Annotated in this window: 8 protein-coding genes and 2 pseudogenes; 5 read left to right on the top strand and 5 right to left on the bottom strand. The window is 66.2% G+C overall.

Annotated features, from left to right (window positions below; translation table 11 throughout):
- Positions 1–120 precede the first annotated feature (120 nt).
- The gene (locus E2B92_RS00225; RefSeq protein ID WP_126882876.1) at positions 121–417 is read left to right on the top strand and encodes a hypothetical protein; all 297 of its coding nucleotides are present in this window, start codon (positions 121–123) and stop codon (positions 415–417) included.
- 162 nt (positions 418–579) lie between these two features.
- On the opposite strand, the pseudogene E2B92_RS00220 reads toward E2B92_RS00225, so the two are convergent.
- Positions 580–1,409, bottom strand: a pseudogene (locus E2B92_RS00220) (IS5 family transposase).
- Positions 1,410–2,213: 804 nt separating this feature from the next.
- On the opposite strand from E2B92_RS00220, the gene E2B92_RS00215 reads away from it, so the two are divergent.
- Positions 2,214–6,425 (top strand): hypothetical protein, encoded by a 4,212-nt coding sequence (locus tag E2B92_RS00215; protein WP_126882877.1) that lies wholly within the window; start codon positions 2,214–2,216, stop codon positions 6,423–6,425.
- A gap of 647 nt (positions 6,426–7,072) precedes the next feature.
- Here E2B92_RS00215 and E2B92_RS00210 read toward each other — a convergent pair.
- From E2B92_RS00210 to E2B92_RS00200, 3 genes are read right to left on the bottom strand one after another with little or no spacing between them, the layout of a single operon-like run.
- Positions 7,073–7,459: a hypothetical protein gene (locus E2B92_RS00210; RefSeq protein ID WP_126882878.1), complete on the bottom strand. Its 387-nt coding sequence runs from the start codon at positions 7,457–7,459 to the stop codon at positions 7,073–7,075.
- Positions 7,396–8,736 (bottom strand): SIR2 family protein, encoded by a 1,341-nt coding sequence (locus E2B92_RS00205; protein ID WP_126882879.1) that lies wholly within the window; start codon positions 8,734–8,736, stop codon positions 7,396–7,398. Before E2B92_RS00205 ends, E2B92_RS00210 begins: the two co-directional genes overlap by 64 nt.
- A complete protein-coding gene (locus tag E2B92_RS00200; protein WP_126882880.1) occupies positions 8,699–8,902 on the bottom strand; it encodes a hypothetical protein in 204 nt (67 codons plus the stop codon). Before E2B92_RS00200 ends, E2B92_RS00205 begins: the two co-directional genes overlap by 38 nt.
- A gap of 1,131 nt (positions 8,903–10,033) precedes the next feature.
- Between E2B92_RS00200 and E2B92_RS00195 the strand changes: the two genes are divergently transcribed.
- The gene (locus E2B92_RS00195; protein WP_126882931.1) at positions 10,034–10,441 is read left to right on the top strand and encodes a hypothetical protein; all 408 of its coding nucleotides are present in this window, start codon (positions 10,034–10,036) and stop codon (positions 10,439–10,441) included.
- Positions 10,442–10,934: 493 nt separating this feature from the next.
- Here E2B92_RS00195 and E2B92_RS00185 read toward each other — a convergent pair whose 3' ends face one another.
- Positions 10,935–11,924, bottom strand: a complete 990-nt coding sequence (locus E2B92_RS00185) for an AraC family transcriptional regulator (protein WP_160159712.1) — start codon at positions 11,922–11,924, stop codon at positions 10,935–10,937.
- Positions 11,925–12,275: 351 nt separating this feature from the next.
- Here E2B92_RS00185 and E2B92_RS00180 point away from each other — a divergent pair, with 351 nt between their 5' ends.
- Positions 12,276–12,791: an RICIN domain-containing protein gene (locus tag E2B92_RS00180; RefSeq protein WP_126882883.1), complete on the top strand. Its 516-nt coding sequence runs from the start codon at positions 12,276–12,278 to the stop codon at positions 12,789–12,791.
- A gap of 319 nt (positions 12,792–13,110) precedes the next feature.
- Positions 13,111–13,579, top strand: a pseudogene (locus tag E2B92_RS00175) (MarR family transcriptional regulator).
- Positions 13,580–13,713: the final 134 nt, after the last annotated feature.

Here is a 13,713-nt window from a genome sequence, read left to right as displayed (position 1 = left end):
CTAGTGCGCTTCAATGTGATCCCACGCCAAGGGCTGGATCGAGCTAAGTTTGGCGAGACGCGCGCCGATCTAAGGGCTCGGCTCGGACCGTGTGAGTCATTTCAAAGGGGAAGCTCTACCGTGCTCACGGACCACTACGTGGATCTTGGGCTGTTCCTTGATTTCAACGATTCAGACAGGCTCGAGTTCCTGGAGGTGACACCCGTTGCCGGCGTGTTCCTTGGTTCCGTTCCCCTTTTGGGGCGCAGCTATCGAGAAGTAGTTGCTGAACTAAGAGAGGCTGGCCTCTCGGGGAGCGAGGATGAGTCGGGAGTGGAGTACTCGGACCAGTGCTTTGCGCTGTTCTGCTCAGCCCCCTTTGAGGACGACTCCATCGTAGAAGGTGTGACCGTGTTCGCCCCCGGATACTACGATTAGTCGAGTCCCAAGTCGAGTCACAGGAGCCCAATTTAGCAATCTGCATTGGGCTCCTGTGGGATTTGATGGACGAATCTAAGCGCTTTCCCGTAAAGAATCTTCGGCGTGCTTGATGACCCGGCTGCGGTTCGCAGGCGCGTGCCCTAGGTCATGTCCGGAAAGTCAGGGGAGCCAGAGTCGGAGGCAGGCGAGGGTGACCATGGCTTTGAAGTGGGCGGCTCGTTTGTCGTAGCGCGTGGCCAGGGCGCGGTTCTGTTTGAGGCGGCTGAAGCAGCGTTCGACGACGTTGCGGCGTCGGTAGGCGGCTTTGTCGAGCCGACACCGGGCGCTGCCGCGCCGGATGCGGCCGTTGATCTGGTCGATCCGCTCCGGGATCGTGCAGGCGATTCCCCGTCGTCGCAGGTAGGCACGGATCTTCCGCGCGGAGCAGCCCTTGTCGGCGACCACTCGGTCGGGCGGGGTCCGGGGCCTGCCCCGCCCCGGCCGGGCGACCTTGATCCGGTCCATGACCGCTTCGAACTGGGTGCAGTCGTTGACGTTCCCGCCGGTCAGGGTGGAGGAGAGCGGCCGGCCCCGGCCGTCGCAGGCCAGGTGGATCTTGCTGGTCAGCCCGCCGCGCGACCGGCCGAGGGCCTCGCCCTCCCAGGGCCCCCTTTTCGAGCCCCGGCCGCGTGCTGATGGGCGCGGACCGTCGTGGAGTCCACGCAGACGATCGACCAGTTGACGGTGCCGACGGCGTCGGAATGCTGCTGGACATGCGCCAGCAGCCTGTCCCAGGTGCCGTCGGCGGACCAGTGCCGGAACCGTTCGTAGACCGTCTTCCACGGCCCATAACGATCGGGCAGGTCACGCCAGGCCGCACCGGTGGACAGCTTCCACAGGATCCCGTTCACCACCTGGCGCCTGTCCCGCACAGGCCTGTCCATCCGGCCCGGCGCCAGCAACGGAGCGATCAACGCCCACGACTCATCAGTCAGTTCATGTCGACGCACCACGGACGGAGTAACGAGCGATCGACTTTCCGGACACGACCTAGCCCGGAGGTTTGGTCGGCGCGCTTCGGGGCAGGCGGGGTCTCGTGTACTCTGTTCCGCCCGATCTGCTCGCGCGGGTTCGGCGTGCCTTGATGGAGGCGGGGTTCCACGTCGCCCGAGGTGATGCGGAGGACGGCCGTGCGGGGATGTTGGTGATACAGGTGCCGGCCAGGGTGCTCGTGCGGTGGACGGCCTCGGACGGGTTCAGGTCGCTGGCGCAGGACCGGCCCGGAGCTGCTGGCGACAGCATGCAAGCGATAGTGCAGGCGGCGGTCTCCGGCCTGCTGGTCCAGCTTGGGCACCCCGTCACGGAATCACCCGATGGCAGTGACCTGCTGGTCCTGGATGCTCCATAGGTCAGGCCGGCAGTTGAAGCGGGCGTTCGTATGACCATCGTGGAGCGTCGTGACGCCGTTGTGGGAGTCGGCCGATAGACGCAAGCGGGTAGGCCCGCTTTCAGTGGCTTTGATGAGTTGCTGAAGCCACCTCCGATCATTGACGACGAGATCGTCGACTAGGTGCTCGGGGCCATGGCCGGGATCGGTTCGGCCTGTCACTCGCGATTCCGATCAGGCCATGCGGGCATGGTGGGCGGCCGCTCGTGATGGCAGTTGGCACCGACACGGGCGCAGGGGAGGGGCGAAGAAGTAGAGGCACTCACCGCCATGGGCCTCGCGCAGTGGTCCGCCTGTGGCGCTGGGCACGGCCTGTTGTGGTGTATGCGGTTTAGTGTGGTGGCGTGCTGGAGTGCGGAGGTAGGGGATGACCGAGCAGATGGCGTGGCAGGACTGTCCTTGGGAGCGCCGGGTCTATCCGCTGGGGGCACCGCCGGCGGCTGATGCCTATGGCTGGGCGCTGCCGGCCCCGTTCAGCTCGCGTGTGGGGGTTCCGTTGGCCGCAGAGCGGCAGGTCCCGGTTCTGGTGCTGCGTGCTGAGCGTGGTGCTGGTAAGTCGAAGACGCTCCTGCAGGAGCGTAAGGCACTGGACGCAGCAGGATTGTCCGCCACGTGGGTCGATCTGGGGCGATGCCAGGATGCCCTGCTTGCCGCGCAGGCTCTTGAAGCGGCACTCAGGCCCCCTCAGGCCACGGGCGAGTGGCACGTGCTGCTTGACGGGCTGGATGAGGGGCTGAATGCTCTGCCCTCCTTGGATCGGCACATTGTCGCTCGTCTCGAAGCGTTGAGCGAGTCGGCGCGGGCTTCGCTGAAACTGCGGATCACCTGCCGCACCGCACGATGGCCCCGCACGCTGCAAGATGATCTCATCCGCTTGTGGGGACCAGGGGGAGTTGCCCTCAGGGGTCTAGCTCCGCTTTCTCGAGAGGAAGCCAGATTGGCTGCCGACCTCTACGGTGTTGGGGAGCCCGACGGGTTCATCGATGAGGTACAGCGGCGAGGATTGGTTGCGCTAGCCATTCACCCGGTCACGCTGCGGCAGCTAGTGGTCAGTTTCGGCGACAACGGTACCCTGCCTGCCACGACCGAAGCTGCATATTTGGAGGCCTGCCGTCACCTGTGCACCGAGACGCAGCGCCCGACCGACCCGGCAGCCCTTGATCGTCAAGTCCCGGCCGGGGATCTTCTTGCTGTCGCAGCGCGCATCGCCGCCGCTGCGCAGTTCGGTGGGTATCAGACGATCAGTGACCAGGCGCAGCCAGCGCAAGGAGACCTGACACTCTCTCAGTTGTCCGGCGGCGGTGGTGAACCAGGCCCTCTCGGGTCAGCCGTTTCCTGTACAACGCGAGAACTGCGTCAGGCGGTCGAGTCGGGCTTGTTCGTGCCGGTAGGTGAACTGCGGTGGACCTTCGCGCACCGCAGCTATCAGGAATTTCTCGCAGCCCGCTTCCTGCGGACCCGGCGCGTGCATGCTGAAGTGCAGCGGGAACTGCTGTGGATCGGCGACGGTTCAGCCCGCCATGTACTGCCAGTTCATCAAGAGACAGCCGCCTGGCGCTGCACCAGCGACCCCGACCTGTTCGAGGAGATTCTCCGCGACGACCCCCTCGTGCTCCAACTTGCAGACCTGCAAGCCCTGCCCCCTTCCGGCCGGGCGCGGGCTGCGCAGGCCTTTCTCAGTCACTTTGAACGCGACGACACCGCTGCATTCCAATGGTCCGCCTCCCACCGATTCGCTCACCCTGAACTTGAGAACCAGTTGCAGCAGTACCTAGAGGCGAGCACAGAGCCCAACCTGCTTTACACGGCCGTCGCTCTCGCGCGGTCGTGCCTTTCCGCAGGACTGGCTGACCCACTGCTCAAGATCGCCGAACATACCGGGGTCGTCACCGAGATCCGCGTGTCTGCCATCGATGCGACGGTAGTGGACGCCGCAACCCTCGGCCGGATCAACACGCTGGCAAGGGACGCATCCCCAGAAGTGGCCGCCGCAGCCCTGCAACGGCTGTGGCCACAGCACATAAGCCTCGACGACTTCCTCGACCTGGTCCCCGACCCAGACCCCGCATATATCGGGACCGCCTACATGCTGCAGCGAGAGCTCCCAGGTATGCTCTCACCTACTGACCTGTCAACGGCCATGGACTGGGCCACACGCATCCTCAGCGCACCCGGTGGTCAGGGAAGCAAGACGCTGGCGATTGCCCTCACCGCTCAGGCCGTACGCAATGCCAAAGCAGACGGCAATACTCCACAACAGCAGTACATCGCGAAGGCTGTGCAGGCGCTGCTGGCCCTAGCCGACTGCGATCAGGACTTCCTCTACTCGGACCAAGCAAGCGACCGTCTAGCCGATCTTGGTGCTGCCCTGGCTGACAGGCACAACGTACGACGTCTTATCGCTCACCGCCTGCTCGAAAAAGCGGCAGAGGCCCAGCTGATCACCCTAGACAGCATCTCGAATGCCATGCAGATCTTGCCGACCGGCGACGCACTGTACTGGATGAACCAGTGGGGAAGCCTCTCCACCCAGGCACGAAAACTAGCTGCTCACGCCGTCCGCATCGCCAAGCCCGATGATCCGGTGCTGCTGGCGAAAGCCGAGCAGGCGCGCATGGCTCACCCCTCGCTGCGTACAGTGACCGCTTGGTGGGACACCCCTCCGACCGAAAATCCCCGCCAACGCACCATCCGCGAAGAGCGCGAACAGCGGCGGAAGGAACTCACCTACAGCGACGAAGCACTACGCACAGCACTTGATGGCTTGCACGTTGCTACACCGAACGATGTACGCACGGCCTGGCGCCGCGTCCTCGCCGAATTGCACAAGACCCACGACGGATCAGCCGCCAACAGACACCCATCCGTCATGTCCCTGGCCCGTAAAGCCCCCTCCTGCCCTGCGCCCGGCAGTAACCTGGCGCACGCGCTGCAGCAGGCGGCTCAACACGCCCTTCGACTCGTTCCGCCCCTGACCGCGGACGACCTCACCCCACACGGATCGGCGCAATGGACCCGCATCCCAGAGATCGCGGCCTTCGCCGTCGCCGGCACTGACGTCTCAGTACTACCAGCCACCCCCGAGCAGGCGGCGGGATGGGTCCTGGCTTTGGCCTCCGCACCGGCATACGACGACCACGAGGTGTCCCTGCGGAACCAACTCCTGCCCGTGTACGCGCACCGGGCAGCTGACCATCTCCCGCCGCTGCTAGCCGACGTCCTGAACCGGGCTGACGACAATACGGCGCGCGGCATGACGGGTGTCCTCGCAGCATCCACGCGCAATGAGACCCGCTCAACCCTTCTCACCTGGGCAACCGCACCAGTACGGACTCCTGAACAATGGGCCACCACCCTGCACGCTCTGGCCGCCCATGCAGACACCGAAGCCCGAGACCTGTTGCGGCAGGAAGTTGCCGCCGATCCTGCTCAGCAACACCAGGGCAGCAAGCCGCGCACCCGCTGGATCAGGGCCGCCCACGCTCTAATGTTCTTCGATAATCAGTTCACCACCGTTCTCCCCGAAGCCTGGCCAGCCATCCGAGACGGCCTAAGCGACGAAACTGTACTAGCCGAGTTTCTCAACCAACTGGCAAGCACGTCCCGCAACTGGCCCGACGCCACAGGTGAACTGTCTGAAAAGCAGCTCGCAGACCTCTACACCCTCGTTGTCGACCACCTAGGAACCACCATCCTGGCGCTCTCCTACGGAGGTGAACCGGGCATCGTCACGACCCAGGACCGCCTCGGCGACCTCGCCCGGTCCCTGCCCACCCTGCTGGCCGCGAAGGAAAGCCCCCAAGCAGCAACCCATCTCCAGCGGTTGGCCAATCGCTACGCTGACGTGTGGCAGCTGAGAAACGCCGCAAGGACCACAGCCCGCGCCGCAGCCGCCCGCCACGCCACGCCGCTTACCCCAGAAGAACTACTGCGCCTTGCCCGGGACCCTCAATTGCGACGAATAGCCGACGAACGTCAGCTGCACGACATTATCCTGGAATCCCTACACCGCTTCGAGGCCGCACTCCATCGACCCAATGGGCTCGTGATCGCTCTATGGAATAGAGACCAACATGGTGTTAACCACACCAACTGGTGGCCCTGCTGGGAGGAGGATTTCAGCGACATCGTCGCTGCCTTCCTCGCTCAGGACATAGGCGGCCACCGTGTCGTCATCAATCGCGAAGTGCAGGTCCGCCGACCTGGTTTCCCCGGCCTGCGGACTGACATTCAAATTGAAGCACCGGCGGTCCCCGGGGCCAGCGACGACCCCATCAAGGTGGTCATCGAGTGCAAAGGCTGCTGGAACACAACGCTTCCCATGGCCCTGACAGACCAGCTTGTTGGCGACTACCTACAAACCCCCAGGACCGCCGGTGTCTACCTGATCGGCTACTTTGACTGCGATCACTGGGGCATCAAAAGGCGGCAGTGCCCGGTCCAGGACCACACGCTGAGCAAAATCCAAGACCACCTGCAACGACAGGCACAACACCAACAGCACGAGCAAGGCGTAGTCGTCTCCGCCCTTGTCCTTGACTGCCGCCTTCCCCCCACAACCACTGGAGCATCCTCGTAAGCGCGACATTCACCCCGGCCCGCCTCAGAGCAAGGGTCAGCGAGCGCGCTGCGGGGGCGCGCCGTGCGAGGCCCTGTGGCCGACCAGAGCGCGCTGGCACATCGCGACCGCAGGATCCTTCTGGAAGCGGAGGCGGCCTGTCGCGGTGCACTGGCTCGCTCGCGGAGACTGCGGACGAGCATACGGAAGCGACTGCGTTCATGAGCATGCGTGCGTCCGCTGCCCCGTTCTGATCATCTCCCCGACGCAGGCGCGTTCCTGACGAGCATCGAGCAGGGGCTGTTCAAAATCAGGCGTCGCCACACCACCGAAGCCATTGTCGGCGGCATCACCGGCATGCCCGCTTCGCAGCCGCGATCACCGTGGACCGGCGCACGGCGGCGCACGCTTCTCCTCCACCTGGAGAGCCGCGAACGGACGTCACCTTGGCTGTCCCGCACCAGGTCGCGGAAGTCGACGCAGACACCGCCATCGATCGAGAGGCCTCGCGTCACCCGATGCGAATCATCCGACTACGCCTCGACGTCACGGCGGCCGACGTGCCCCCCTTCGGTGAGGGCGTCACACCCGCCGCCGGGTGATCCGACACGCGACATTGGACGGCGCGTGCCCGGCAGCGCAGATGCCGGGCACGTCGTGGCGGCAGATCACCACGTTCTGTCGTGCTTGCCCCTCCACTCGGTGAGCGCGGTCAGGGCCTTCTGGGCGCGGAGAAGTTCTCCTCCGAACGCGCCGGCGCGGAGGAGTGGCCAGGTGTCGGTGAGTTTCGCCTCGATGACGGCGGCGAGGCCGTTGTTGTCATAGCCCCAGGTGGAGTCGATGAAGAACTCTCCCGCCCAGGGATAGGAGAGGAAGTCGTTGTCGGTGTCCATAGCGATCAGGGACGCGAGGAACTCGAAGCGGGCGCATGCTTCGCGGTAGGCGACGTCGCTGGGCTCGACGAGCCGGAAGGGCTCGCGCAGCGTGTCCTTCAGCCAGTTGCTCTGGGGGTAGAAGAACTTGGCCCCGTTCCCCGACCGATGCATGTCGTGCATGCCGTCAACGCTGAGCACCCGGTTGGGTTGAGGTACCACGCCGGTCCGCGGCGGGTGCGTCCGGAGTGGGGGAGGGTCCACTCCGGGCAGTACAGGGCAGTGGCCAGCAGTTCCTCGCGGCTGCTGAGGACGGCGGCGACGCCGATCGTCCAGGTGGCCAACAGCGCCGGCAGGTGCCGCAGCTTCTCCAGAAACTCGTTGTAAGTGCCCGGTGAGGTGTCGCGCAGGCGGACAAGGCGTTCGACTGCACGTCGCCAGAGGTGATCTTGCGTACCGTCGTCGTGGAAGACACCGTTGGCCAGCAGATGCAGCAAGGTGTCGCTGTCGGCCCGGTAGCCGCGGACATTGGAGCCGAAGGTGTCGGCCCAAGTAGTGGACGTGGCAAGCACCGGCTTGTACTCGGGCGTGCTGTGGTCGACGATCGGGGTGACGGCCTGGTCGACGAGGTCGAATAGCTCGATGCGGCGCAGCGGGTCGGGCAGGGCTCGCTTGAGCTGCACGACGGCGACGTCTCGGGTGATGGGCGCGATTGTCAGACGGTCGAGAGCTGCGACGCGGCGCACGAGGTCGGTGAACAGCTCGTCCGCGCTCTTGCCGTCGATCACCACCGCGTCGTGCTGGGAGGTGAGAGCACGGGCGGCGTCGCTGAACGGGCCGTACTGCGACCAGAACAGCGGGTACCGGCGCGACCGGGTGCCCTCGACGGCGCGGACGAGTGCCTTGTCCCAGTCCGCAGACCACCCGCACACGATCAGCCCGTACTCGTCCAGCACCCGCTCCAAGAGCTCCTGGAGCTCGTCGGGGTAAGTTTCCAGCTCGTCAACGGTGTTGCGCTGCTCCAGGTCGGCGTAGTCGCCGTGCAGCTTGATCACGGTGACCTGGCTGTGCGCGAGCGGCTTGAGCCCCTTGATCTGGTCCGGACGGCTCACCACCTGCGGCGAGATCCCGACCTCCTGGAGCGCCCGCTCGGTCAGCCGGTCGAAATTGGTGGTGAGGATGACACGGATGCTGCCGCGCTTGACCAGCTGGGCGATAGCCCGGTGCGCCGCGGTCGGGCCCTTGCTGTCGTCTTCACCGTCCTCAGGCTCGAAGTACTCCGCGAGCATGGCCTGCCTGGAGGAGGGCTTCGGAGCCGCAGCGGCCAGCAGCGCCGAGTAGCCCAGTGGCTCGCTGGTATTGGCCTCCCACCACTTCTCGGGGTCGGCCGTGGCCTTCGCGCGGGCGTCAGGGTTGTCGGGGTCACGGACGGCGGCGACCTTCCCGACGATGTCCTTCACGACCCCCCCAGCCGGTCTTGACCCCCGAGGCGATCGAGACGCCAGCCCCCAGCAGCAGCGCGTACACGCCCGGGTTCGAGTGCACGTTCAATGCCATGGCCATCGGAGGCTCGATCAGACCTCCGGCCGGGATGGCGACCGGTCCGGTCGCGTCTTCGCTCGCCATGTATGCCTCCTTCTGCCGATGGCCCGCTCGCTGGGCGCAGCCTCATCAGTCCGACATCATGATACCGAATTAATCGTCACCATGACGAGAAGGGTTGATCGCCTTGGCGACGTGGGAAACTGGGCCGCTTCAACCTTGTCGACCGCCGGAACCACGCTCGCCTTTGCCCCCGCAGGGCGTTCAGCGGCGTACGGTCCGGGTGTGAATGACTAACAGTTGAGCGACGGGACGACGCCGCGCCCTGGACCGCCTCCGCCTACCGCCTATGAGGAGCGCTGGTTGCCCTCGAAGCGTTGTGATGCTGCGGGTTGCCACGTCCACCGCCATCGTCAGCTCCGGCCGCCGAGCCTTGCCGTCCTCGCACACGAACATCACGTCCAGCAGGGTGCTGTCCATCATCACCAGCTCCCCTGCGTCGCGACGGTCGGAGTGAACACCGGCTCCGGCCGAGATGCCCGCCGCCGCTGGCCGGCGGCTGTCAACGCGAGCCCTTCCTGCTGGGCGACGGACCGCACCAGCCGGTTGAACGTGGCCACCGGCGGCACCGCCACCGCCCCGGGCCCGTGGGCGTCTTCCACCAACCACCCCACCTGACACCGCAACCGGCTCAGCGTCCCCGTCGAACGTCCCTGCTGCTCCTCCAGCGCCCGCTTGACCGCGGTCACCACCCGGGGATCGGCCCGTCCGAACGCAGACCGCTCCCGTTTCAGCCAGCCGTCGACGAGACCCCAGCATCTGTGCCCAGCCCTCGGCCGTCAGCCCGAACATGCCGAAGGCGGCGAACCCCTCGGCCAGCGCGTCCGCCCCGACCTCCTGCGCTCCCAGGCCGATCGCGGCGGCCATGTGCACCATGCTCTTGGCGTCCGGCCCCTCGGCCTCGGTCGGCACGTCCCCGCCGGCTTCGAGCGCCGCGCGCACCAGCGTGGGGTTAGCCGCCCCGCGGTACGAGCCCATGAGCCGTCCGGCGGCCGCGTACAGCGCGTCCTGCCCTTCCTCGCCCGCCCCGGCCGCGCTGCGCGCGAACTCCACCAGCCTCAGCGACGCCGAGCGTTGCGGCGCCCACACCACGCCTCGCGCACGGCGGCCACTGGCCGCTCCGGCACCCGGGCCGCCCCCGGCCGCACCGGCGGCGTGCCGGCCTCGGCGAACCACGCCACCGCCCGCATCCTGACCGGGGAGAAGATTGTGGAGAACCGGCCCCAGCCGTCGTGGCGACCGGGCTGGGTACTGCTGCATGCGGCCAAGCAGATCGACCGCACCACCCTGCGCGAGCCGCTGGTCGCCCGCACGATCTGCGGCCGGGACCTGGTGACCGGCGCGGTGGTCGGCCTCGCCCGCATCACCGGCTCCCACCAGGACCCCAAGGGCTCGCCGCCCTGTTCCCCATGGGCGCAGCCCGGCGTCTGGCACCTGGTCCTCGACGACGTCCAGGAGCTCGCGCTGCCCATCCTGATCGAGCGGGGGCAGCTCGGCCCGTGGCGGCCGTCGCCGGACCTGGTCACGGAGGTGCTCCAGCAGTTGCCCCACCTGCCGCCGTGACCGCAAACGAGGCAAGCCGCTGTTCGAGCCGGGCCTCGTCCCGGCTCCCGGCGATCTCCACGAATGGCGCGACAGCCGGCACTTCGACGGCCAGCAGTCCCGCCCCTGCGTCCTGTGCGACAAGCCCACGCCTCTGCGCTCCCACTACGGGGAGCCAGCACACAAGGAGTGCGCCGAAAGCCGGATCGCCGCGAACCCCACCGAGGCACGCCTCGGCCGGTTCACCTCCGACAGCCAGCCCAAGTACCGGCGCGACGACGACTACGCCTGAACCCTCCACCAGGAGACCCTTATGAGCAGCACCCGCGACGTCGACCACGCCCTCGCCTACCCCGAGCCGCCCGCCTCCCCGCTCTGGCACCGCCACAACGCGAAGGCCCGCCTGCTCACCGACGCACAGCGCCAGCGCAACCGCGAGCTCCTGATGCTCGCCCAGCACAGCTCCCGAACCCGTCGTCTACGCACCTACGAGACCCTGGCGGAGGCCGAGGTATCAGCTCCGCAAGCCAGTCCGGCGCAGTGTGATCGGTGTGGTCCCGTGCCATCGTTGGACGGCTCGGTGGACGGTGCGGGCGTCGGCGTAGCCGGTTCGTGCGGCGATGGCGTCGACGCTGAGCGTCGTGTGAAGGAGGAGCTCCGTAACGTGGTCGCGGCGGAGGGTCTCGATCTCGCCGTTCCACGTGCTGCCATGCTCGCTGAGGCGGCGTTGGAGCGTGCGCACGCTGAGGTTCATGCGTTGAGCTACTACGCCGAGCGTGGGGGTGGCCTCGTCATAGACGGAGCTCAGTGTTGTGCGGAAGAGGTCCAGCCAGCTGTGCAGTGGGATGGCCGTGGCAAGTGTCTGGTCTGCGTGTCTTCGCAGCAGCGTGGATAGGCCCGGCTGGGCATGCACTGTTGGTGTCGTCAGGTCGGCGGTAAGAAAGGTGATCGTGCTGGTGGGAGCCTCGAAGGTGATGGCGCGGGTGCCATACAGCTCGATCAGCAGGTCGTGGCAGCGGGGGGCCTTTGCTGCCAGCGTAACCTTGACGGGGATGAGGTTGCGCCGTGCGGCCTCGGACAGTCGCTGGCGATACAGCCCAAGGCCGTAGGCTCTGATGGCGCACGCGGCTTCGTGGTCCATGTCGGCCTGGTTCAGGTGGCTGATGGTCACGAGTCCACCGTCGACCGCGATCTCGAGTCTGTCGGTGCTGACGTCGGCGACGGTGGCGAAGTAGTCGGCGGCGTCGTGGATGCCTTCGAGGGGTGTGGGGGCGGCCGTGATCAGATAATCCCACACGCCGAGAGCACCGAGCTTCGACTGCTGCACCAGCAGCATGGCTTGTTCTGGCCATGAGACGTGCCTGGCCGTCAGTTCCGCGAGTCGGAGGCCTGTAGCCGAGGGTATGCGGCACTGGTCGTCATTGAGGTGCTCAGGCGTCAGCCCCAGGAGCTGGGCGTATCCATGGCTGGGCACGCGAACCAAGCGCGCCGCTTCGACGCTCATACGGATAAGGGCGGAGGACATCGTCCCCTGATGCACACGCGTGACCACGGGTGGACAGCATAGATCATGGTAGAGCGCCAGGCCGCGGCGGCATTTTGGCGTGATGATCCAGGATGATGGCGTGATTGGTCCCCCTGTGGCGTGCCAGGCCCCTCCTGTGTCGTGTGGGGTCCATCTAAACGTCACGGGGTCAGCCTTAGCGTTGAGCAGGAGATCTTGTGCCGCTCGAAAGCCGCGCCATCGAGGGACGGGTCATCGAAGTGGCATAAGCCCGGGCGCGGCTCGTCGAGGCAGCGAGGCCTCGGCAGTCGCGCAAGCGCACCTTCCAACTCAACTCTGGGATGCAACCTCATGAAGAAGACGATCCGCAGATTCACAGCGCTGACCATGGCCGCTTTCGCCGTTCTCATGGCCAGCACGACGTCTGCGCACGCCTCCGTGGAGGCAAGCGGCGAACTGATTGCGTATGTGGGGGGCGGCGTGAAGTGCGCCACCCCGAAAGGCAATAGCACTGCCAACGGCACTGAGCTGACCTTCTGGGACTGCACGCAGAGCGATATGCAGACCTTCCAGTGGAAGGATGGGCTCCTCCATCACTGGAGGAGCGGTAAGTGCGTCACGCCCCGTGGCAATGCCTACGCCACGAATGGCGCCGTGCTGACCCTGTGGACCTGCGGTGCTCCCCATAACGAGGTGCAGCGTTTCGACGTCGGCGACAGGTACTACTCCCAGACAAACACCAGAACGTACTGGGGCAACAAGTGCATTACCGGCTATGGAAATGGCACCTCCAACGGCACGACCATGACGCTGTGGTCCTGCGCCAGCCCCGTACCCGCCACCCAGAACTGGGGTATGTGGCGATAGTGCCCTACCGCGTCATCAGCGGCGCCTTGGGGGACGCTGATGACGCAGTCGCCCCTCCCCAGCGACGAGCGTTGTCCGGCCGATCGGGTGGTCGCCTCGCCCTCAGGTTGCTGTCCTGAGGACGAGGCAAGGGCTGTCCCGTAAATGATCGATGGCGTGCTCGATGACCAGCTCGTCCTTCCGTTACCTGGCGAGGGTGAGGTTGTGGAGGCGGGCGATGCCGAGCATCCCCTTGACCTCAACTGCACTTGAGGTCCTACGGTCCGTGCATGACCTGCCCAGCGTGCAGGCTCCGCACCGAAGCACCAGGAGGGAAACCATGACGACCCAGCAGAGCTCGGACGCCGATCTGGCCGGACAGCCCGCCGCGTACTGGACCGGTGTCGCCTACGAGGCGCTCATCGCATACACCCGGGCCCAGCAGGTCGAAAAGGGCTATACCCAACCCCAGTTCTGGCTGCTGCGGCAACCTGTCCGTGAACGACATCTCGCCCAACGGCGAGGGGATGACGCTGCCCGAGCTGAGGAAGGCCATGACCTCCTACATTCGACCCGAGGACGATCTGGCGGCGGAGGCCGAGGTGCTCCTCGAACGCGGCTGGCTGGCCCGGGACGCCGAAGACCGGCTGTGGCTCACCGAGGATGGTGAACAGGCCCGCGTCGACCTCGCGCGCAACGCGCCGGCGATCCGTGCCGCCCTCCACGAGGGTATCGACGAGGCGGACTACGTCACCACAGTGAAGGTGCTCCAACGGCTGATCCGCAATGCAGGCAGAACGGTCGTCTGACAGACCAACGGCCCGGGTGGGTGCCCGGGCCCGGTCATCTGGCAGCAGGTCAGTCGGCGTGCCTCTCTAGCGAGGTCGTGCCACCCTCCTGATCGACCTCATGAGCCGCAGGCTCACCCAGGAACCCACCCTGA

The sequence above is a fragment of the Streptomyces sp. WAC05374 genome, assembly GCF_004353505.1.
Taxonomy (GTDB): domain Bacteria; phylum Actinomycetota; class Actinomycetes; order Streptomycetales; family Streptomycetaceae; genus Streptomyces.
The sequence above is the reverse complement of the archived record's forward strand: the minus strand, read 5'-3'. Positions and strand labels throughout refer to the sequence as shown.

What these genes read in the sequence shown, in the direction of transcription:
- E2B92_RS00180 (WP_126882883.1), top strand. Translation starts at nt 12,276, where the DNA reads ATGAAGAAGACGATCCGCAGATTCACAGCGCTGACCATGGCCGCTTTC.
- E2B92_RS00215 (WP_126882877.1), top strand. Translation starts at nt 2,214, where the DNA reads ATGACCGAGCAGATGGCGTGGCAGGACTGTCCTTGGGAGCGCCGGGTC.
- E2B92_RS00185 (WP_160159712.1), bottom strand. Translation starts at nt 11,924, where the DNA reads ATGAGCGTCGAAGCGGCGCGCTTGGTTCGCGTGCCCAGCCATGGATAC.
- E2B92_RS00210 (WP_126882878.1), bottom strand. Translation starts at nt 7,459, where the DNA reads ATGCACGACATGCATCGGTCGGGGAACGGGGCCAAGTTCTTCTACCCC.
- E2B92_RS00200 (WP_126882880.1), bottom strand. Translation starts at nt 8,902, where the DNA reads ATGGCGAGCGAAGACGCGACCGGACCGGTCGCCATCCCGGCCGGAGGT.